This window comes from Streptomyces sp. NPDC101225, from assembly GCF_044767585.1.
Taxonomy (GTDB): domain Bacteria; phylum Actinomycetota; class Actinomycetes; order Streptomycetales; family Streptomycetaceae; genus Streptomyces.
This window is the reverse complement of sequence record NZ_JBIWOE010000008.1, coordinates 14,580-35,324: the sequence shown is the minus strand read 5'-3', so window position 1 is coordinate 35,324 and position 20,745 is coordinate 14,580. Positions and strand designations below refer to the sequence as shown.

17 protein-coding genes are annotated in these 20,745 nt (G+C 72.7%); 2 read left to right on the top strand and 15 right to left on the bottom strand.

The window, feature by feature from the left end:
- From ACIRPX_RS13885 to ACIRPX_RS13850, 8 genes are all read right to left on the bottom strand, one after another.
- The coding region (locus tag ACIRPX_RS13885) for a polyketide synthase (protein WP_404192975.1) at positions 1-1,370 on the bottom strand (1,370 nt) is incomplete at its 3' end.
- Between the two features lie 144 nt (positions 1,371-1,514).
- Positions 1,515-2,324, bottom strand: a complete 810-nt coding sequence (locus ACIRPX_RS13880; protein WP_404192972.1) for a BTAD domain-containing putative transcriptional regulator — start codon at positions 2,322-2,324, stop codon at positions 1,515-1,517.
- 267 nt (positions 2,325-2,591) lie between these two features.
- Positions 2,592-3,107, bottom strand: a complete 516-nt coding sequence (locus ACIRPX_RS13875; protein ID WP_404192970.1) for an O-acetyl-ADP-ribose deacetylase — start codon at positions 3,105-3,107, stop codon at positions 2,592-2,594.
- A complete protein-coding gene (locus ACIRPX_RS13870; protein ID WP_404192967.1) occupies positions 3,104-4,513 on the bottom strand; it encodes a phytoene desaturase family protein in 1,410 nt (469 codons plus the stop codon). The genes ACIRPX_RS13875 and ACIRPX_RS13870 overlap by 4 nt, the downstream gene beginning before the upstream one ends.
- A 111-nt stretch (positions 4,514-4,624) precedes the next feature.
- Entirely contained in the window at positions 4,625-5,470 is an 846-nt protein-coding gene (locus ACIRPX_RS13865; protein ID WP_404192964.1) for an inositol monophosphatase family protein, read from the bottom strand.
- 85 nt (positions 5,471-5,555) lie between these two features.
- A complete protein-coding gene (locus ACIRPX_RS13860; RefSeq protein ID WP_404192962.1) occupies positions 5,556-7,385 on the bottom strand; it encodes a gamma-glutamyltransferase family protein in 1,830 nt (609 codons plus the stop codon).
- A gap of 179 nt (positions 7,386-7,564) precedes the next feature.
- Complete coding sequence (locus ACIRPX_RS13855) at positions 7,565-8,227, bottom strand: response regulator (RefSeq protein ID WP_404192960.1); 663 nt, start codon at positions 8,225-8,227, stop codon at positions 7,565-7,567.
- Positions 8,228-8,408: 181 nt separating this feature from the next.
- Positions 8,409-9,521: a sensor histidine kinase gene (locus tag ACIRPX_RS13850; protein ID WP_404192957.1), complete on the bottom strand. Its 1,113-nt coding sequence runs from the start codon at positions 9,519-9,521 to the stop codon at positions 8,409-8,411.
- Positions 9,522-9,687: 166 nt separating this feature from the next.
- Here ACIRPX_RS13850 and ACIRPX_RS13845 point away from each other — a divergent pair, with 166 nt between their 5' ends.
- Entirely contained in the window at positions 9,688-10,689 is a 1,002-nt protein-coding gene (locus ACIRPX_RS13845; RefSeq protein ID WP_404192954.1) for a carboxymuconolactone decarboxylase family protein, read from the top strand.
- A gap of 402 nt (positions 10,690-11,091) precedes the next feature.
- The gene (locus tag ACIRPX_RS13840; RefSeq protein ID WP_404192951.1) at positions 11,092-11,757 is read left to right on the top strand and encodes a hypothetical protein; all 666 of its coding nucleotides are present in this window, start codon (positions 11,092-11,094) and stop codon (positions 11,755-11,757) included.
- Positions 11,758-11,785: 28 nt separating this feature from the next.
- On the opposite strand, the gene ACIRPX_RS13835 is transcribed toward ACIRPX_RS13840, so the two are convergent.
- From ACIRPX_RS13835 to ACIRPX_RS13805, 7 genes are all read right to left on the bottom strand, one after another.
- On the bottom strand, positions 11,786-13,315 hold the full coding sequence (locus ACIRPX_RS13835; protein WP_404192948.1) for an NCS1 family nucleobase:cation symporter-1: 1,530 nt from the start codon (positions 13,313-13,315) through the stop codon (positions 11,786-11,788).
- 174 nt (positions 13,316-13,489) lie between these two features.
- Entirely contained in the window at positions 13,490-14,512 is a 1,023-nt protein-coding gene (locus tag ACIRPX_RS13830; RefSeq protein ID WP_404192945.1) for a TIGR03842 family LLM class F420-dependent oxidoreductase, read from the bottom strand.
- 10 nt (positions 14,513-14,522) lie between these two features.
- Positions 14,523-15,926: a dihydropyrimidinase gene (gene hydA, locus ACIRPX_RS13825; RefSeq protein WP_404192942.1), complete on the bottom strand. Its 1,404-nt coding sequence runs from the start codon at positions 15,924-15,926 to the stop codon at positions 14,523-14,525.
- A 31-nt stretch (positions 15,927-15,957) separates the two neighbouring features.
- Positions 15,958-16,800 carry a nitrilase-related carbon-nitrogen hydrolase gene (locus ACIRPX_RS13820; RefSeq protein ID WP_404192939.1) on the bottom strand — a complete coding sequence of 281 codons (843 nt, stop codon included), beginning with the start codon at positions 16,798-16,800 and terminating at the stop codon, positions 15,958-15,960.
- A 188-nt stretch (positions 16,801-16,988) separates the two neighbouring features.
- Positions 16,989-18,548: a PucR family transcriptional regulator gene (locus tag ACIRPX_RS13815; RefSeq protein ID WP_404192937.1), complete on the bottom strand. Its 1,560-nt coding sequence runs from the start codon at positions 18,546-18,548 to the stop codon at positions 16,989-16,991.
- A gap of 32 nt (positions 18,549-18,580) precedes the next feature.
- Positions 18,581-19,918, bottom strand: coding sequence for an aspartate aminotransferase family protein (locus ACIRPX_RS13810; protein WP_404192934.1), 1,338 nt, complete (start codon positions 19,916-19,918; stop codon positions 18,581-18,583).
- Positions 19,861-20,703, bottom strand: a complete 843-nt coding sequence (locus tag ACIRPX_RS13805; protein WP_404192931.1) for a nitrilase-related carbon-nitrogen hydrolase — start codon at positions 20,701-20,703, stop codon at positions 19,861-19,863. Before ACIRPX_RS13805 ends, ACIRPX_RS13810 begins: the two co-directional genes overlap by 58 nt.
- Positions 20,704-20,745 lie beyond the last annotated feature (42 nt).

The following is a 20,745-nucleotide window of genomic DNA, read 5'->3' as shown; positions in this document are numbered from 1 at the left end:
GCCCCGCGGCGGGGGCGGCGGGGGGGGCGGGGCCCGCCCGCCCCCCCCACGCCGGCGCCGTCGGCGCCGGATTCCGCGTGCTCCTGCAGGACGAGGTGGCAGACCGTACCGGTGAACGACGCTCCCTGCACCACGGCCCGGCGCGGTGCGGCGTCAGCGCGTGCCGGCCACTCCTCGCCCCGGGCCGGCAGTCGCAGCGGTGGGCCGAGGGCCTCGCTCCCGGCCGTCCGGCCCGCCGCGCGGTGGGGAGGAATCCGCCGGTGGTGCAGGGCGAGGGCGACTTTGCTGACGGCGGCGACACCGGCGTTGGCGAAGGTGTTCCCGAGCCGGTCGCGCACACTGCCGACCGCCGTGGAGGCGGGCGGAGCGCCCCGGTGGAGCTCCGCCACCGCCGCCAGCTCCGCCTCGGCCGCCGCGGAGAGGGGCGAGCCCGCGCACTCCACGTACGCCACCGACCTGGTGCTCACCGCGGCGGCGCGCAGCGACGCCCGTGCGAGGCCGAGGCGCAGCCCGGCGGACCGTGAGGGGCGGAAGGCGCCGGGGCGGGAGTCGTGGCGCACGGAGGAGTCGAGGACGACGGCGTAGATCCGGTCGCCGTCCCGGACGGCGGTGGACAGCCGCTTGAGCAGCAGTGCCCCGACGCCCTCGCCGGCCCGGTCGGACGCGTCCCCGGCGCGGCCGGCGTGCACCGGATCCAGGAGTCCCTTGGCCTGCAGGGCCCTGGTGACGAAGGGGCTCTCCCATCGCTGTCCGGCGACGACGAGGACGGCGTCGGACACCTCACGGCGCAGGTTGTGCACCGCCTGGTCGATGGCCATGAAGGACGTCGCGTCCGCCGACTCGACCGCGAGCGTGCGGCCGTGCAGCCTGAACGAGGTGGCGATCCGGGCGGGGATCGTGCTCGCCATCTCTCCGACGCGGTCGTGCGGGGAGGCCCGCAGGCGCTCGGCCATGCGCGACCGCAGTTCCTCCGCGGCCGCCCGCGCGGCCGCCTCGCCGGCCCCCGCCGCCACGGCCGCCCGTTCCACGTCGTCGGCGTAGCGGGCGGCTTCGATCCGCAGCGCGTTGGCGTGCTGACGGTCCAGGCCGAAACACGTGCCGGTGATGACATCGGTGCGGTGCGCCGGAAGTGAGCGCCCGGGATGCCCGGCGTCCGATAGGCACTGGCGGGCCGCTTCCAGCATGAGGACCTGCATCCGGGTCATCGCCCCGGCCTGGGCCGGCGGAATACCGAATTGCGCCACGTCGACGTCCAGATCGTCCAGGGTCCGGGCCGCGGTCTCGGCCGGACATTCCCGATTCAGTAATTCCCAGTACTGATCCGGCCCCGAGACGTCGGGATAAAGTGCCGCGATCCCCACGATCGCCACGGGCTCCTTCCGGAATACGCGGTCTCCAGGGCCCGATTCCGAATCGGACGGCATGATGCGACCTCTCCTGTGTAGTGTTCCGGCCCGCGACCGCGCGGAGTTCCGCGAGGGCCGAAGGAGGGAGGGGAGAACAGGGGGACACCGCTACCTGCTGACCCCCGCGGGCTCGCCCTGGCTCGGCAGGACCGCCGTGGGCAGCCGCAGGGCCGGGTCCTGGGCCAGGATCTCGGCGTGCAGGCGCTGCAGCGGCGGTCCGGGCCGAATCCCCAGTTCCTCGTCGAGCCGCCGCCTGGCCCGCAGGAAGGAATCCAGCGCCTCCCCCTGACGGCCCGAGCGGTAGAGGGCGAGCATGAGCAGTTCACAGAACCGTTCCCGCAGCGGGTAGAGGGCGACGAGCTGGCGCAGTTCGGCAATCGCCCGCGCCTCGTCACCGACCGACAGCAGGGCGTTGACCAGGTCCTCGCAGGCGGTGAGCCGGCGTTCGTCGAACAGGGCGGCCGCTCCCCGGACACGCAGTCCGTCACCCGCGTCGAGCAGGGCCGATCCGCGCCACAGGTCCAAAGCCGCCTGCAGGAGTTCCAGTGCCCGCACGGGCTGCGTCGGCAGGTGCGCCGTTCCCCGGGCGGACAGGTCGAGGAACCTGTTGCCGTCCACGTGCTCCGGTGCCACCTCGAGCAGATAGCCGTTGTTCACGCCTCGGAGCACCGAGGCGCCACGGCGTTTGAGGGCGGGCTCGATCACCCGGCGTAGCCGGGTCGCCGTCGCCTGCAGCGCGTTTCGGGCGTTGCCGATCGCCCGCCCGGACCACAGCTCGTCGACGAGGTCTTCGTTGGACACCGCCCGGCCCGCCTCCAGGGCGAGGGCGGCGAGCATGGCCCGGACCTTGCTGGCCCGAATGGTGCGTGCCTGCCCGTCCGTGGTGACAGAGACTGGGCCCAGTATATTGATGTGCAAGTCACTCCCCCGGGTCTGTTGCGAAATGGAATCGGCCCTGTATTTCGACAGGGACGCGCCATTCGTAAGGACCAGTGACTCACCACGCCGGAACGCTGCGACCTTCAGGCGACAGGAGTATGTGATCCGCTCAACTCTGGCTTGATTTTTTCAGCCGCCTTGACTTCTGTCATCCATCGATTGATGGATTTCGGCGTTACACAATAGGTTGACTCACAAAGCCGGGCCGCCTCCACCGTTCGTTGAGGGGCTTCCCGCCGGCCGCGCCTACCGGTGGCCGAGCCGGTGGACGAAGGTCTCGTGGGCCCGGTCGTCGAAGAGCACGAACCGGACCTCCTCGACCGCCGTGTCCGCGGCCCGGACCGTCTCGACCGCGATGCGGGCGCCGTCGTCGAGGGGCCAGCCGTAGATGCCGGTGGAGACGGCGGGGAACGCGACCGTACGGGCGCCGAGCTCGTCGGCGACGCGGAGGGACTCGCGGTAGCAGGAGGCCAGCAGCTCGGAGCGGTCCTCGGCCGCGGACCAGACCGGGCCCACGGTGTGGATCACCCAGCGTGCGTCGAGGTCGCCCGCGGTGGTGGCGACCGCCTGGCCGGTGGCCAGGCCCTTGCCGTACCGCGAGGCCCTCAGCTTGCGGCACTCCTCGAGGATCGCCGGGCCGCCGCGGCGGTGGATGGCGCCGTCGACGCCCCCGCCGCCGAGCAGGGAGGAGTTCGCGGCGTTGACGATCGCGTCGACGCTCTCGCGCGTGATGTCGCCCCGGACAAGCGTGACGGTGGTCATGTCTGCCTCAGCCTCTTCCAGACGGCCTTCGCCGCGTTGTGGCCGGACATTCCGTGTACCCCGGGCCCGGGCGGGGTCGCCGACGAGCAGATGAAGACGGCCGGATGCGGTGTGCTGTACGGCGACAGGGTGAGCTTGGGGCGCAGCAGGGTCTGGAGTCCGGAGACCGCGCCGGAGCCGATGTCCCCGCCGATGTAGTTGTGGTTGCGGGCGGCGATCTCGGGCGGGCCGGCCGTCGCGCGGGCCAGCACGCGGTCGCGGAACCCCGGCGCGAAGCGCTCCAGCTGACGCTCCATGGCATCCGTGAGGTCGCCGGTCCAGCCGCTCGGGACGTGGCCGTAGGCCCAGAAGACGTGCTTGCCGTCGGGTGCGCGGGTGGGGTCGACGACACCGGGCTGGACCGTGATCATGAACGGCCGCTCGGGCGCCCGGCCCTCCCGGGAGGCGTCCCGCAGCGCGGTGCCGATCTCGGCGCTGTCCGCGCCGATCTGCACGGTGCCGGCGGTACGGGCCTCCGGGGCGGTCCAGGGCACCGGGCCGTCCAGCGCGTAGTCGATCTTGAAGACGCCCGGGCCGTAGCGGTAGCCCTCGTAGTGGCGGCCGAGGCCGGCGATGCGGGCCAGGGCGGTGGGTGAGGTGTCGAAGACGTAGGCGCGCGCGGGCGGCAGGTCGTCGAGGCGCTTGACCTCGTAGTCCGTGTGCACCACGCCGTCCAGGTCCTTGAGGTAGGCGGTGAGCGCGTCCGAGATGGACTGGGAGCCGCCGCGGGCCACGGGCCAGCCGCGGGCGTGTGCGGCGAGCGCGAAGACCAGGCCGATGGCGCTGGTGGCGAGGCCGGTCAGGGGCGCCATCACGTGCGCGACGAGGCCCGCGAACAGTGTCTTGGCGGGCTCGTCGCGAAAGCGGCGGGTCAGCCAGGTGGACGGGGGCAGGCCGACCAGGCCGAAGCGGGCGAGGGTCACCGGGTCGCGCGGGAGCGCGGTGCCCGGCAGCGACATGAAGTCCCGCGCCAGGGTGTCCCACCTGGGCAGGAACGGCTCGACGAGCCTGCGGTAGGCGCCCGCGTCCCGGGGGCCGAAGGAGGCCGCGGTCTCGGCCACCGAACGCGACAGCACGGCGGCGCTCCCGTCGGTGAAGGGGTGCGCCATGGGCAGCTCGGGGTGCAGCCATTCGAGGCCGTACCGCTCCAGCGGCAGGGCGCGGAACGCCGGGGAGTTGACGCCCAGCGGGTGGGCCGAGGCGCACGGGTCGTGCCGGAAGCCGGGCAGGGTGAGCTCTTCGGTGCGGGCGCCGCCGCCGACGGTGTCGCGGGCCTCGAAGACCGCCACGGAGAAGCCGCGGCGCGCCAGCTCCACGGCGGCCGTCAGTCCGTTCGGCCCCGCACCCACCACGACAGCATCGAGCATCGACGGCACCTTCGGACCCCTTCGTCAGCCGATGGCCACTGAGGATCAGGATATGCCGGGTGACCGGCAGCCTCCCGAGGCGGGTGGTTCACCGCTGAACGGCCGCCCGGATCAGGCCACGCCCGACAGCAGCTCCTTCACCCGGCGTGCCGTCGCCGCGTCGCGGGCGGCCGTGAACGGCAGACCGTTGCCGCCCGTGACGCGGAACGGCTCGCCGCTCACCGTCAGATGGGCGCCGCCCGCCTCCTCCACCAGCAGGATGCCCGCGGCGTGGTCCCAGGCGGCTTCCCAGCTGAAGGCGAGCGCGTCCAACTCGCCCCGGGCAATGGCCAGATACTCCAGGCCGGCCGAGCCGCAGGCACGCGAGGCGACACCGTCGGTCCACAGGCCCACCAGGTCCCGCTTCTGCGCGTCGGTCGTGTAGTCGGGGTGCGAGGTGGCCACCCGGAGGTCGCGTCCCGGACCGGGCGAGCCGCTGTGCAGCCGCACGCCGTCGAGGAAGGCGCCCTGTCCCCGTACGGCGGTGGCGAGTTGGTCCACGGCCGGTGCGTAGGTCCAGGAGGCGAGCAGCACTCCGCGCCGGGCGAGCGCGACCAGGGTGCAGAATCCGGGGTCTCCGTGCACGAACTGGCGCGTTCCGTCGACCGGGTCGACGATCCAGACCGGAGCGTCGCCCTGTATCGCCTCGTACACCTCGGGGTCGGCGTGCACCGCTTCCTCGCCGACGACGACGGATCCGGGCAGGAGGTCGCCGAGCACCTTGGTGAGATACCGCTCGGCGAGGCGGTCGGCGTCGGTCACCAGGTCGTGCGGTCCGCTCTTCTGGTCGACCTCGTGCGCGGCCAGGCTGCGGAAGCGGGGCATGATCTCGGCTGCGGCGGCCTTGCGCACCGCCTCCTCCACGTCGGCCGAGTGGCGGGCGAGAAACTCGTCGATGGTTTCCTTGTCTTCGATCATGCCTCCATGAGAGCACGCGCCGCTGACAATCCCTGCCGGGAGGGTGGATGTCCGGTGGAATCGGGGTGAACTCCCGGGGTCGCGGTCAGCGGCCCACCGCGTACCCCTGCATGCCCCGCGGATTGGCGGCCGCCGACAGGACACCGGTGGCGGGATCGCGGGCGACCGCGCACAGCCGCCCCTCCGACCAGGGGTCGCCGACGGTCACGTCGTGGCCGCGGCGCCGCAGTTCCCCGACCACCCCCGCGTCCGTGCGGGACTCGACGGTCACGCTCCCCGGCCGCATGCCGCGCGGGTAGAAGGAGCCGGGGAAGCTGTCGTTGTGCCAGTTCGGGGCGTCGATTGCGCCCTGCAGGTCGAGGCCGCCGCGCACCGGCGCGCGCAGGGCGACGGCCAGGAAGAAGTGCAGCTGCCACTGGTCCTGCTGGTCGCCGCCGGGGGTGCCGAAGGCCAGCACGGGGACGCCGTCGCGCAGGGCGATCGTCGGGGTGAGGGTGGTGCGGGGCCGGCGGCCGGGTGTGAGCGTGTTCGGCAGGTCCTCCTCCAGCCAGGTCATCTGGAGCCGGGTGCCGAGCGGGAAGCCCAGCTCGGGCACGACGGGGTTCGACTGGAGCCAGCCGCCGCTGGGAGTGGCGGCGACCATGTTGCCCCAGCGGTCGACGACGTCGAGGTGGCAGGTGTCACCGCGGGTGGCGCCGTCCGCCGCGACCGCGGGCTCGCCCGGCACCGGGGAGACGGGCGGCTTGGCCACGGTCGGTTCGCCGACGCCCATGGGGCTGAATCCGGGCGCGTCGCCGACGACCACGTGCGCGTGCGGGCTGAGCCGCGGGGTGCGGCCGCCGGGGCTGCCGGGGCGCAGCTCGTGCGAGGCCCTGGCGCCGACGAGATGGCGCCGGGCCGCGTTGTAGTGCGGCGACAGCAGGTCGGCGAGCGGGACCCCGGCCGCGTCCCCGTACCAGGCCTCCCGGTCGGCCATGGCGAGCTTGCAGCCCTCGATCAGCAGATGGACGTAGTCGGCCGATCCGTGGGCGGGCAGGTCGGGCGGGAGCAGGGCGAGTTGCTGGAGGAAGGCCGGGCCCTGGCTCCAGGGGCCCGCCTTGCAGACGGTCCAGCCTCTCCAGGCGTACGTCGCCGGGGTCTCGTAGGTCGCGGACCAGCCGGCGAGGTCGGCGGCCGTCAGCGTGCCGGCGTGGCGCTCGCCGCTGGTGTCCTTGGTCGGCCGCCGCGCCTGGCGGACCAGGGCCTCGGCGATGAACCCGCGGCGCCACACCTCGCGCGCGGCCTCGATCTGCGCGACCCGGTCGCCGGCCCCCTCGACCTCGGCGAGCAGCCGCCTCCAGGTGGCGGCCAACGCGGGGTTGCGGAAGAGCTCGCCGGGCCTGGGGGCCTTCCCGCCAGGGAGGTACACCTCCGCCGAGGAGGTCCACTCCGTCTCGAACAGCTCCCGTACCGTCTCGACGGTCGCGCCGACGTTCTCCACGGGCGCGTGCCCGTGCTCGGCGTATCCGATCGCGTGGGCGAGGACGTCGGCGAGGGGTTTGGTGCCATGGTCGCGCAGCAGGAGCATCCAGGCGTCGAACGCGCCGGGCACGGCTGCGGCGAGCGGCCCGGTGCCGGGGACGAGGTCCAGCCCGAGCGAGCGGTAGTGCGCGACGGTGGCCCCGGCCGGTGCGACGCCCTGGCCGCACAGCACCCGCACCTCGCCGCCCGCCGGGGCGAGCAGGATCGGCACCTCCCCGGCCGGCCCGTTGAGGTGCGGCTCGACGACGTGCAGGACGAACGCCCCGGCCACGGCCGCGTCGTAGGCGTTCCCGCCGGCCTCCAGCACCGCCATCGCCGACTGCGAGGCCAGCCAGTGGGTGGAGGACACCATCCCGAAGGTGCCCTGCAAGGTCGGCCGGGTCGTGAACGGCATCTCTCACCTCGCTGCTGACGCGCCGTCGCCGGTCCGGTCGGCGCTCGGGTCCACCGGCAGGCTACCCAGCCCCCGCGCCCACCAAGATTCCGCGTTCCCCGCGGGAAGCCCATGAACCGGCCCCCGCCGGGGAGAAGCCCCCCTTCGCCCGACCGGCTCGGGCACGGGCGCGCACCCGCTCAGGCGTGGCGTGGTGAGACCAGGCCCGACTCGTAGGCGAAGACGACGAGTTGGGCCCGGTCCCGTGCCCCCAGCTTCGTCATCGCGCGGCTGACATGGGTCTTGGCGGTGAAGGGGCTGACCACCATGTGGGCGGCGATCTCCTCGTTGCTCAGGCCGCGGGCGGCCAGGGCCGTCACCTCGCGCTCGCGCCGCGTCAGGCAGTCGAGCCCGGGCGCCGTCGCCCGGTCCGGCGGCCGGGACACGAACTCGCCGATCAGGGTGCGGGTGACCGACGGGGAGAGCAGGGCCTCGCCGCGGGCCACCACCTCGATGGCCTGGAGCAGGTCGGCCGGTTCCGTGTCCTTGAGCAGGAAGCCGCTCGCACCGGCGCGCAGCGCCTCGAAGACGTACTCGTCCAGGCCGTAGTTGGTGAGGATGACGACGCGCACGGCCGCCAGCGCGGGGTCGGCGGCGATCCGCCGGGTGGCCTCGATCCCCGTCATCACGGGCATCTGCACGTCGATCAGGGCGATGTCGGGCGTGTGCGCCCGCACCAGCGCCAGGCCCCGCTCGCCGTCGGGCGCCTCCCCCACCACCTCGATGCCCTCCTCGGCCTCCAGCAGCGCACGGAACCCGGCCCGCATGAGGGCCTGGTCGTCGACGAGTGCCACCCTGATCATCCGGCCTCCCCCAGCGGCGGCCGCGCCCGCACCCCGAAACCGCCCTGCGCGCGCGGGCCCGCGGGCGGCGCGCCGTCGAGAGCGCCGACGCCGTCGGGCGTCGAGAGGACCACCGCGCGCCGGACGGCGGAAGACCGGGACGCCCCCGACCGCGCCCGGAGCGCGACACACGCCACCCCCATCACCCCGCCTCCCCCAGCGGCAGCCGCGCCCGCACCTCGAACCCGCCCTGCGCGCGCGGGCCCGCGTGCAGGGTGCCGGCGAGGGCCGTGACGCGTTCGCGCATGCCGGTCAGGCCCACGCCGGGCGTGGGCGGGCGGGACGGGTCGGCCGTGCCGTCGTCGGTCACCGTGACCGTCAGTCCGTCCTTCTCGTAGGCCAGTCGCACCTGCACCTTCGCGGCGCCCGCGTGGCGGGCCGCGTTCGTCAGGGCCTCCTGGACGATGCGGTAGACGGCGCGGTCGAGCGTCGGCGGCAGCGGGCCGGCCTCGCCGGTCACCTGGAGGTCGGCGGACAGGCCCGCCGCGCAGGCCCGCTCCACCAGCAGGGCGGGCGTGCCGGTCGGCTCGTCGCTGCGCAGCACCTCCAGCGTGGAGCGCAGTTCGCGCATCGCCTCGCTGCTGGCGTCCTGGATGGCGAGCAGCGCGGGCGGCACCTCCTCGCCCCGCTTGCGCGCCAGGTGGACCGCGACCCCCGCCTGGAGCTTGACGATCGAGATGCTGTGGGTGAGCGAGTCGTGCAACTCCCGTGCGATGCGCAGGCGTTCCTCGCCGGCCCGGCGCAGCGCCGCCTCCTCCCGGGTGCGCTCCGCCTCCAGGGCGCGCTGCTCGGTCTGGCGCAGATACGCCTGCCAGTTGCGGTCCGCCATGCCCGTGACGACCGCGCACAGGAACCAGCCCGCGAGCAGCGCGGTCCGCTCGACGACGTCGTGGGTGGTCGGCCCGGTCGGGATGTACGAGGCCACGAAGACCCCGCTCGCACCGGCCGCGTACCCGCGGTGCCCCGCGCGGGCCGCCAGCAGCACGGCGGCGAAGACGGGCAGCGAGGCGGCGGGTCCCGGGTGGGCGTGCAGGACGTACGCGCTGCCGCTGACCGTGGACACCGCCAGCACGGCCTGCGGGGCGTGCGGGCCCGCGCGGTGGAAGGCCGGCGCGGCCGAACTCACCGCGATCAGCGCGTAGTCGACGGTGGTCGTGTCCGCGTCGAAGGCGGCCGCGGTCAGTGCGACGACGCCGACGGCCACCGCGAAGGCCACGTCGGCGAGCCGCCCGCGTGAGACCCGGTTCCCGCTCATGACCGCACCCTAGACGGCTCCGCGGACCACGGCATCAGCCCTGTGGACGGCTCACGCGCTACTCCCGCCGTAGTAGATCCGGCCGGCCGTGGCCCGGCCGCCGCAGGCCGCACTGCCTTCGGCCGTACGACGACGCCGGCCGCCCCCGCGGCGCACGCTGCTGCCCATGTCCACACCTTTCCGCTTCACCGAACCCCTGCCCCCCAAGGCGGCCACCGGCCGTGTCGCCGAGGTCTACGAGCAGCTCGCCCGCGACTTCGGCATCGACGGGGCGCCCACCTTCGTGGTGCTGTCCTCGGCCCCCGACATCCTGGCCCCGGCCTGGGCGCTGATGCGCGAGTCGCTGATCGCCGGCGCGGGCAGCCGCACCGGCAAGGAGCTGGCGGCCTACGGGGTGTCGCGCGCCAACAAGTGCCCGTTCTGCGTGGACGCGCACACGGTCCTGCTGCACGCCACCGGCGACCACGCGCTCGCCGAGCGGCTGGCTCGGGGCGAGCAGCCGGAACGCGAGGAGCACGCGCGTGTGCTGGCCTGGGGGCAGCACACGCGCGTGCCGGGCGCCGGGCTGATGCCCTACCCGTTCCCGCCGGAGCACGCCCCCGCCTACATCGGCACGGCCCTCGCCTTCCACTTCATCAACCGGATCGTGTCGGCCCTGCTGATCGAGCGGCTGCTGCCGGGCAACGTCCAGCGGTGGCGCCCGGTGCGCAGTCTCGCGGGCCGCTCGCTCGCCGGGACCGTGCGCCGCACCGCCGTGCCCGGCGCTGCCCTCGCCCTGCTCGACGATCCGGCACCGGGCCCCGCGTGGGCGGCCGGCACCACCGTCGGCCCGGCCTACGCGGCGCTGCGGACGGCCACCGCGGCCGGCGCGGACCTGCTGGACGCGGACGACCAGGCCCTCGTACGCGAGGCCCTGTGGGACTGGGACGGCTCGCACCCGCCGCCGGCCTGGGAAGGGCTCCCGGACCGGCGTGAGCGCCCCGGCGCGCGCCTGGCGCTGCTGGCCGCCCTCGCGCCCTACCGCATCACGGAGGAGGACGTCGCGGCCTGGCGGCGGCCGGAGCACACCGACGACCGCCTGGTCCGCCTCGTCGCCCACGGGGCGTTCGCCGCCGTGGACCGCGTCGAGGGCGCCTTCACCCTGCACGCGGCGCGGGAGAGCTCGTGACGACGGACGCCGGCCTGCGCAGGACGCCCGGCGCCGCGCGGTGCGTGGCGGCGGGCGTCCGGCCTCACGCGGGCACCCGGTGGCGTCGGCGTCGCGGCGCGGCCGCTGCGGCGGGCGCGGGAGCCGGCGGCGGCCGAGGAGATCCGCACCACCACGCACCCGGAGGCGGGGACCGGCCGGCGGCGCCGGGGCGACCCCGGAGGGCCGGCAGAACGCCGGGAGCCCACCGGCTCGCCGCGCGGACCCGTGCGCCGTCCGCGCACCCGCGCGCGGTGACCGAGCAGTAACCAGGCGTGTACGGAGCGAGTTGACACTTCCGTCTCACAGAGACTCATGTGAAACTGGCGCCCCGTCCGCAGTGCGGACCCCCTCCGCACACCGTCCCCCACCGAGAAGTGTGCCGTGCGCGATTTCCCTCTGCCGCTCGCCCTGACCGCGCGTCTGTCCCCGGTCGTCGTGCTGGCGGCGGCCGGCTGGGCGCTGTCGTCCGGACCCGCCGCGACGCCCAGCGCCGCGCACAAGGAGACGCGGAAGTCCGGCACCCCGTCGGCCACCGCCCCCGCCACGGAGGCACAGAGCAAGTCGTACTCCGCCGCGCCCGCACCCTGCGGCAGCGTGGACACCAAGACGCTCAAGTCGCTGGTGCCGGGCGCCAAGACGGCCGGCAAGGAGATCAAGTCGACGGACGAGAAGCTGCGCCGCACCTGCTCCTGGAACGCGCTCGACGGCTACGACTACCGCTGGCTCGACGTCTCCTACGAGGTCATGAACTCGGACGAGGCGGGACAGACCGCCTACAAGAACCGCATCGCGGACAAGAGCGGCGGAGGGGCGGTTCCCGGACTCGGCGAGGAGGGCTACTCCGTCGTGAACCTGACCACCCAGGACAAGCAGCAGACACGTGAGGGCGTGGTGATCTCCCGGGTGGGCAACGTGCTGGTGGCCGTCACCTACAACGGCAGCGACTTCGAGACGAAGAAGGCGCCCGGCACGGACGAGATCAACAAGGGCGCCATCAAGGCCGCCAAGGAGGCCGTGGCCGCACTGCAGAGCGGCCGGGCGAGCTGAGCCCGGCCGGCCGCTCCCGGGGTCCGCGTCAGGCGGTGCGCTCCCCGTCCCGTCCGCGCAGCAGCATCAGCGCCAGGTAGAGGGCCATCGAGGTGCCGAGGCCGACCGCCCAGCCGTAGTCCGCGAGGGACCTCAGCGCCGGAATGGGCCGGCCGTCGATCAGCGGCTTGAAGCTCGCCCCGCCGATCGCGAGCACGCCGCCCACCACGAAGGCCAGCACGGCCCGCCAGTTCCAGCCGCCCGTGTACCAGTAACGGCCGCCCGCGCGGTACAGGTCGACCAGGTCCAGCTTGGCGCGGCGCAGGATCCAGTAGTCGGCGATGAGGATGCCGGCGACCGTGCCGAGCAGGCCGCCGACCAGGCCGAGCCAGGTGAAGATGTAGCCCTGCGGGTCGGAGTACAGCTTCCACGGGAAGATCAGCACGGCGAGCACCGCGGTGATCATGGCTCCGGAGCGGAAACTCACCTTCCGCGGCGCGACGTTGGAGAAGTCGAACGCCGGTGAGACCAGGTTGGCCGCGATGTTCACGGAGAGCGTCGCGACCAGCACGGTGACCAGCGCGTACAGCAGGCCGAGGACGTTGTCCGTCTTGGCGGCGAGCTGGACCGGGTCCCAGATCGTCTGGCCGTACACCGCCTGCGAGCCGGAGGTCACCAGCACGGAGAGGAACGCGAACAGCGTCATCGTCGTCGGCAGACCCAGCGCCTGGCCCCAGGTCTGCGCCTTCTGGCTCTTGCCGTAGCGGGTGAAGTCGGGGATGTTCAGCGACAGCGTGGACCAGAAGCCGATCATGCCCATGAGGGACGGCCAGAACAGCTTCCAGAAGCCGCCGCCCCAGCCGAGCCTGGAGGGCTGGTCGAGCAGCGGGCCGAAGCCGCCGGCCTTGTTGCTCATCCAGACCAGCATCACCAGCGCGCCGACGATGACGAAGGGCGCCGCCCAGTTCTCGAAGCGGCGGATCGTCTCCATGCCCCGGTAGATGATGGCGATTTGGATGACCCAGAAGATCGCGAACGACAGCCACATCGTCCAGGGGTGGCCGCCGATCGCCGTGGCCTCGGACCAGCCGTTGCCGATCAGCTTGCCGGCCAGGAAGAAGATCGCCTCGCCGCCGATCCAGGTCTGGATGCCGAACCAGCCGCACGCCACCAACGCCCGTACGACGGCGGGCAGGTTGGCACCGCGCACGCCGAAGGAGGCCCGCGCGAAGACCGGGAAGGGGATGCCGTACTTCGGACCCGCGTGACCGGTGAGCAGCATCGGGATCAGCACGATCACATTGGCCAGGGCGATGGTGAGCACCGCCTGCTTCCAGTCCATGCCGACGGCGATCAGACCGGAGGCAAGCGTCCAGGAGGCCGTGTTGTGGGCCATGCCGACCCACAGGGCGGAGAAGTTGTACGTGGTCCAGGTGCGCCGTTCGACGGGCACCGGGAGCAGGTCCTTGTTCGCGTACGGACCGCTGGGCAGGGGAGATCCATGAGCGATCTCCACGCGCCCGTCGTCGAGGGTGACTTGGACGGTCGGGGGTATGGCGGACGGAGCGGTGTCGGTCATGAGCAGGCCAATCAATCAAGGGTGGTCCGGAAAGGCCGTGCGGGTCGGCGGGGCCGGGGAAGGGCGGTGTGGGGGTGTGCCTGTCCTTCCCGGCTCCGCCGCCCCCTCCCCGGGGAGGTGGGGAGGGGGAGAACGGGAGTGGGGGACGGTGGTGCCGCGCGGGTGGCGCGCGCGTCAGGCGTTGAGCGCCGGGATGACCTGGTCGCCGTAGGCGTCGATGACGGCCTCCTGCGCGTCGTGCATGTCGTAGACGGCGAACTGGTCGACACCCAGCTCGCGCAGCGCCTCGAGTTTCTCGATGTGCCGCTCGACCGGCCCCACGAGGCAGAACCGGTCGACGATCTCGTCGGGGACGAACCGGGTGTCGGGGTTTCCGCTGCGGCCGTGGTGGGAGTAGTCGTATCCCTCGCGGGCCTTGATGTAGTCGGTGAGCTCCTCCGGGACCTGGGAGGAGTGCTCGCCGTACTTGGAGACGAGGTCGGCGACGTGGTTGCCGACCATGCCGCCGAACCAGCGGCACTGCTCGCGTGCGTGGGCGAGCGCCTCGGGCGAGTCGTCGGCGGTGACGTAGGCGGGCGCGGCGACGCAGATGGTGAGGTCGTCCGGGTCGCGGCCGGCCGCGGCGGCCGCGTCCTTGACCGCCTTCACCATGTACTCGGTGAGGTAGGGGTCGGCCAGCTGCAGGATGAATCCGTCGGCCTCCTCGCCGGTCATCTTCAGGGCCTTGGGACCGTACGCCGCCATCCACACGGGCAGCCGGGCGCCCGGCTTGATCCAGGGGAACCTCACCACAGTGCCGCCGCCGAGGTCGGCCTCCTCCCCGCGGCCGAGGGCGCGGATGACCTTCATGGCCTCGCTGATACGGGCGAGGGTGTTGGGCTTGCGGCCCGCGACGCGCATCGCGGAGTCGCCGCGGCCGATGCCGCAGACGGTGCGGTTGCCGAACATGTCGTTGAGGGTGGCGAAGGTGGAGGCGGTGACCTCCCAGGTGCGCGTGCCCGGGTTGGTGACCATCGGGCCCACGGTCAGCTTCTGCGTGTTCGCGAGGATCTGACTGTAGATCACGAACGGTTCCTGCCACAGCACGGCGGAGTCGAAGGTCCAGCCGTGGGTGAAGCCGTTGCGCTCGGCACGCTTCATCAGGCTGACGACCCTCGATGCGGGTGGGTCGGTCTGCAGGACGAGTCCGAAGTCCATGGCGCCACTCCTAGTTGAGGTACTGACAGGTGGAGCGCGGGGTGTAGACGCCGTGACCGGCGTGTCCGGTGTACTCCCGCTCGTTGATCACGACCTCGCCGCGTGAGAGGACCGTCTCGACGCGGCCGGTGACGTGCCGGCCCTCGTACGCCGAGTAGTCGACGTTCATGTGGTGCGTCTCGGCGGACACGATCTGCTCGGCGTGCGGGTCGTAGATGACGACGTCGGCGTCCGCGCCCGGCGCGAGGGTGCCCTTCTTGGGATACATGCCGAACATCCGGGCCGGGGTGGCGCAGGCGATCTCGATCCAGCGGCGGCGGCTGATGTGCCCGTCGACGACGGCCTGGTGCAGCAGGTCCATCCGGTTCTCGACGCCCGGCAGGCCGTTGGGGATCTTGGAGAAGTCGCCCCGGCCGAGCTCCTTCTGGCCCACGAAACAGAAGGGGCAGTGGTCGGTGGAGACGACCTGGAGGTCGTTGGTGCGCAGGCCCCGCCACAGCGCGGCCTGGTGCTCCTTGGGCCTCAGCGGCGTGCTGCACACGTACTTGGCGCCCTCGAAGTCCGGTTCGGCGAGGTTGTCGGTGGACAGGAAGAGGTACTGCGGGCAGGTCTCGCCGAAGACGGGCAGGCCCTCGTCGCGTGCCCGGGCCAGCTCGGCGATCGCCTCCGCCGCGGAGACGTGCACGACGTAGAGCGGCGCCCCGGCCACCTGGGCGAGCTTGACGGCACGGTGGGTGGCCTCGGCCTCCAGCAGGGCCTTGCGGACCTCGCCGTGGAAGCGCGGGTCGGTCTCCCCGCGCGCCAGCGCCTGCTCCACCAGCACGTCGATCGCGATGCCGTTCTCGGCGTGCATCATGATCAGGCCGCCGTTGTCGGCGGAGCGCTGCATGGCGCGCAGGATCTGGCCGTCGTCGGAGTAGAACACCCCCGGGTAGGCCATGAACTGCTTGAAGGAGGTCACGCCCTCCTCGACGAGCAGGTCCATCTCCTTGAGCGTCTCCTGGTTCACGTCGGAGACGATCATGTGGAAGCCGTAGTCGATCGCGCAGTTGCCCTCCGCCTTGGCGTGCCAGGCGTCCAGGCCCTCACGCAGGGAGTGGCCGACGCTCTGCACGGCGAAGTCGACGATCGTGGTCGTACCGCCCCAGGCGGCCGCCCGGGTGCCGGTCTCGAAGGTGTCGGATGCGAAGGTGCCGCCGAAGGGCAGCTCCATGTGGGTGTGGGCGTCGACGCCGCCCGGGATGACGTACTTGCCGGCGGCGTCGATGACCCGCTCGGCCGTGAACGCCTCGGCGGCCGGGGTGCCGGAGGCCGCGAGTGCGGCGATACGGCCGTCCTCGATCAGGACGTCGGCGTGCATCTCGTCGGACGCGGTGATGACGAGGCCACCACGGATGACGGTACGGCTGCTCATGGTCCCTCTCCTGCCAGGATGGACGGTTCGGTCAGGGTGCGGTCAGCGGCTCGTACGCGTCCGGGCGGCGGTCGCGGAAGAACTGCCAGCGGTCGCGCACCTCGCGCAGCTTGGCCAGGTCCAGGTCGCGCACGATCAGCTCGGTCTCCTTCTCGGAGGCCACCTCGCCGACGAACTGGGCCTCCGGGTCCACGAAGTAGGAGGTGCCGTAGAAGTCGTTGTCGCCCAGTTCCTCCACGCCGACCCGGTTGATCGCCCCGACGAAGTACTCGTTGGCGACGGCCGCCGCCGGCTGCTCCAGCTGCCACAGGTAGCGGGAGAGTCCGCGCGAGGTGGCCGAGGGGTTGAAGACGATCTCCGCTCCCCCGAGGCCCAACGCCCGCCAGCCCTCCGGGAAGTGGCGGTCGTAGCAGATGTAGACGGCGATCCTGCCGACGGCGGTGTCGAAGACGGGCCAGCCGCTGTTGCCGGGGCGGAAGTAGAACTTCTCCCAGAATCCCTGCACCTGGGGGATGTGGTGCTTGCGGTACTTGCCGAGGTACGAGCCGTCCGCGTCGATCACCGCGGCCGTGTTGTAGAGGACGCCCGGCTGCTCCTCCTCGTACATCGGCAGGACCAGGACGAGGCCCAGCTCCTCGGCCAGCGCCTGGAAGCGCCTGACGATCGGGCCGTCCGGGATCCGCTCGGCGTACTCGTAGAAGGCCTTGTCCTGGACCTGGCAGAAGTAGGGCCCGTAGAACAGCTCCTGGAAGCACAGCACCTGGGCGCCCTGGGCGGCCGCGTCGCGGGCCGCCTGCTCGTGCACCCGGATCATCGACTCCTTGTCGCCCGTCCACGCGGTCTGGAAGAGGGCGGCACGGATCACTCGGCTCATCGGGACCTCCGGTCGCTCGGTGTGCTGGGGCGGACGTCGGTCGCGCCGTCGTCCGCCCCAGCAGACTAGGAAGTCCGAAAACCGGCTTTGAGTTGCACGGTGTCACGTCTGCGGGTGTGCGGCGTGTCACGGTGTCACCCTTGCGCGATCCCATGTTTCACCGCCGTTTTCCCAGGTCGTTGCGTGTTTCAGCCCTGTTGCGCGTCGTGCGCGAGGAGCGCGATGTGCACCGATGCGGCCTGCTCGAAGTCGTCGAGGTCGACGCCCAGCCGGCCCTGTATGGCTTCCAGCCGGCGGTACAGCGCGGGCCGGGAGACATGGTGGAGCTGGGCGGTGCGGGACTTGTTGCGGCCGGTGGCGAGATAGGTGCGCAGCACGGACAGCAGATCGTCGTCGGCCGGGCACAGCAGCCCGTCCAGCTCCCGCTCCGCGAACGACTGCACCTGCGGATCGTCCCTCAGCAGCCGTATCAGGCCCCGCAGATGGACGTCCCGGAGCCGTACGACGCACGGCAGGTCGAGGGCGGCCGAGGAGTCGGCGACGGCGTCGGCGACGTGCTGCGCCTCGCGCAGTCCCGCCGGCACGTCGTCCCAGGCGGTCCGCGGATCGGCGGCGGCCACGACCGTCCGGCCGGCCTCCGAGCGCATGCGGGCCGCGAAGTTCGCCACCAGGACCGCGGCGTCCTGGTCGCGGGCCAGGCTGAGCAGCACGGCGGTGGCCGTGTCGGACAATTCCGCGACGAGTCCGGGCAGCCCCAGCAGCCGCAGCACACGCTCCAGCGGAGCCGGTTCGCCGTCGCGTACGACCAGCGGCACGAAGGTGCGCCGGTTGACCGGCAGTCCGGCGGCACGCGCGCGGGGCAGCAGCTGCCGTGCCGGTACGACCCCGCTGACCAGGTCGGTCAGCAGGCTCTGCGCGGACTGCTCCTCCCAGCTGTGGGCCGACGCTCCGCCGAGCATGCGGTGCAGCACGAGGGCCTCGGCGGCCCGGTCGGCGAGCAGCCGTCCGGTGGCGGTGTCGCCGCGGTGACCGCACAGGGTGATCCGGCCCCAGCGCTCCCCGCGCCCGCCGAGCTCGGCGCGGATCCAGCCGTCGCCCTCGCTGCCTCCGGCCTGCCGGGCGATGCGCTCCCAGTCGCGCAGCACGTCGTCCACGGCGGGCCGCTCCCCCGCCGTGGCGAGGACGCGGTGGGCGAGGTTGGTGACGACGACCGGGCAGGCGCAGTGCTGGGCGACCTCGTCGAGAAGCGCCTGCAGCGGGGCGCCCGCGGTGATGAGTCCGGTCAGGGCCGTGCGTACGGACTCCGAGAGGCTCACCGCGGCGAACTTCCGCCGCACCAGCCGGGCCTGGACCTCCTCGGTCAGCTCCGCGAAGGGGAAGGGCCGGTGCAGGACCACCATCGGCAGCCCGCAGCGCTCGGCGGCCCGGCGCATCACGTCCGGCGCGGCGGGAAAGGCCCGTCCGAGGCCGAGCACGACGGCCGCCGCCTCCGCGCGGTGCAGCGAGCGGATGTACTCGGCCTGCTTCTCCTCGTCCCCGGCGAGCAGCACCCCCGTCGTGAGCACCATCTCGCCGCCGGTGAGCATCACGCCCACGTCGGGCGCCTCGGCCACGTGCACCCAGCGCACCGGCCGGTCGAGCTGGCCCGCGCCGGCCACCACCTCGGGCTCCCCGGCGAGCACCCGTTCCAGGGTCAGCACCTGGCGCACGGACAGGGCGGGTTCGAGGGTCCCGAAGGTGGTGGTCATGGCAGTCATCCCTTGCTCGGTGCGCCGCTCCGCTACGACAGGCCCCTGAGGGCGCCCTCGAGGATCGCGGCGCCCTCCTCGGCCTCCGCGACCGTGAGGGACAGCGGCGGCGCGACGCGCAGGGCGCTGGTGTCGTGGCCGCCGCCCTTGCCGATGAGCAGCCCGCCCGCGCGAGCCGCCTCCAGCACGGCGGACGCCGCCTGCGGGTCCGCCTCGTCCGTGCCGGGCCGCACCAGCTCGATGCCGAGCATCAGCCCGCGCCCGCGCACCTCCCGCACGTGCGGCACCTGCGCCGCGACGGCCCGCAGCCGCTCGATGAGCAGGCCGCCGACGCGCCGCGCGTTGCCCTGGAGGTCGTGCTCCAGCAGGTAGTTGAGGTTGGCGAGGCCGGCCGCCATGGTGATCTGGGTGCCGCCGAAGGTCGAGATGCTGTTGGCGTCCAGGCAGTTCATGATCTCGGCGCGGGCCACCACACCGCCGATGGAGCTGCCGTTGCCGATGCCCTTGGCGAAGGTCAGCAGGTCGGGCGGCCCGCTTCGCCCATGTGCCTGCCAGCCCCAGAAGTGGTCGCCGGTGCGGCCCCAGCCGGTCTGCACCTCGTCGGCGATCCACAGGATGCCGCGCTCGGCGAGCACCTCGCGGAAGGCGGCGTAGAGGCCGTCCGGTGGCGAGGTGAAGCCGCCGACACCCTGGATGGGCTCGGCGATCAGGGCCGCGGGCGGACGGGTGTGGCCCAGCAGGTCCGTCAGGTCGTCGACGCAGGCCGCGATGAACTCGTCGTCGCTGAGCGAGGCGTAGGGGCCGCGGGTGCGGACCCCGCCGTGGACGTACAGGGTCTGCAGCGGGGACAGCGAGGTCGGGGACCAGCCGCGGTTGCCGGTGATGCCGACCGCGCTGAACGAACGGCCGTGGTAGCTGTTGCGCATCGCCAGCAGGGTGTTGCTGCGCCGGTAGGCCGTGGCGAGCAGCAGGGCGGTGTCGTTGGCCTCGGTGCCGGAGGTGGTGAAGAAGACCCGGGCGTCCGGGATGCCGCTCAGCTGGGCGATGCGCTCGGCCAGTTCGACCATCGGCCGGTTGAGGTAGAGCGTGGAGGAGTGCAGGATGCGCCCGGCCTGCTCGCTCACCGCCTTGGTGACCTCGGGCAGGGCGTGCGCCGTCATCGTGGTCAGGATGCCGCCGAAGAAGTCCAGGTACTTGTTGCCGTCGGCGTCCCAGACGTGCCGGCCCTCGCCGTGCGTGATCTCCAGCGGGTCCTCGTAGTAGAGGGCGAGCCAGTCGGGCAGGACGGAACGGTGGCGCGTGTACAGGTCGCTCACGGCTGCACCAGCCCCTCGTAGGCGTCGGGCCGCCGGTCGCGGTAGAACGCCCATTGCTGCCGGACTTCCTCGATCAGGTCGAAGTCGAGGTCGCGGACCACGAGTTCCTCCTTGGTGTCACTGGCGACCTCGCCGACGAACCGGCCGCGCGGGTCGACGAAGTACGACGTCCCGTAGAAGTCGTTGTCGCCGTACTCCTCCTGGCCGACGCGGTTGATCGCGGCGACGAAGTACTCGTTGGCGACGGCCGCCGCCGGCTGCTCCAGCCGCCACAGGTACGACGAGAGCCCGCGGTGCGTGGCCGACGGGTTGTAGACCAGCTGCGCCCCGGCCAGGCCGAGTTGGCGCCAGCCCTCGGGGAAGTGGCGGTCGTAGCAGATGTACACGCCCACCTTGCCGACCGCGGTGTCGAACACGGGCCAGCCGGCGTTGCCGGGCTTGAAGTAGAACTTCTCCCAGAACCCCTTGACCTGCGGGATGTGGTGCTTGCGGTACTTGCCGAGGTAGGTGCCGTCGGCGTCGATCACGGCCGCGGTGTTGTAGTAGAAGCCGGACTGCTCGACCTCGAAGACCGGCACGACGATCACCATGCGTGTCTCGCGGGCGAGCTCCTGCATCCGGCTGACGGTCGGCCCCCCGGGCACCGGCTCGGCCCAGCGGTAGTGCTCGGCGTCCTGCACCTGACAGAAGTAGGGACTGTTGAAGACTTCCTGGAAGCCGATGATCCTGGCACCCTGCCGGGCCGCCTCCCGGGCGTGCTCCTCGTGTTTCGCCACCATGGACTCGGTGTCGCCGGTCCAGGTCGCCTGGACCAGAGCGGCGCGTACGACGTTGGCCATGAGCTGCTCCTTCGGCGTGTCGTCAGAGCCTCTACGCCCGTA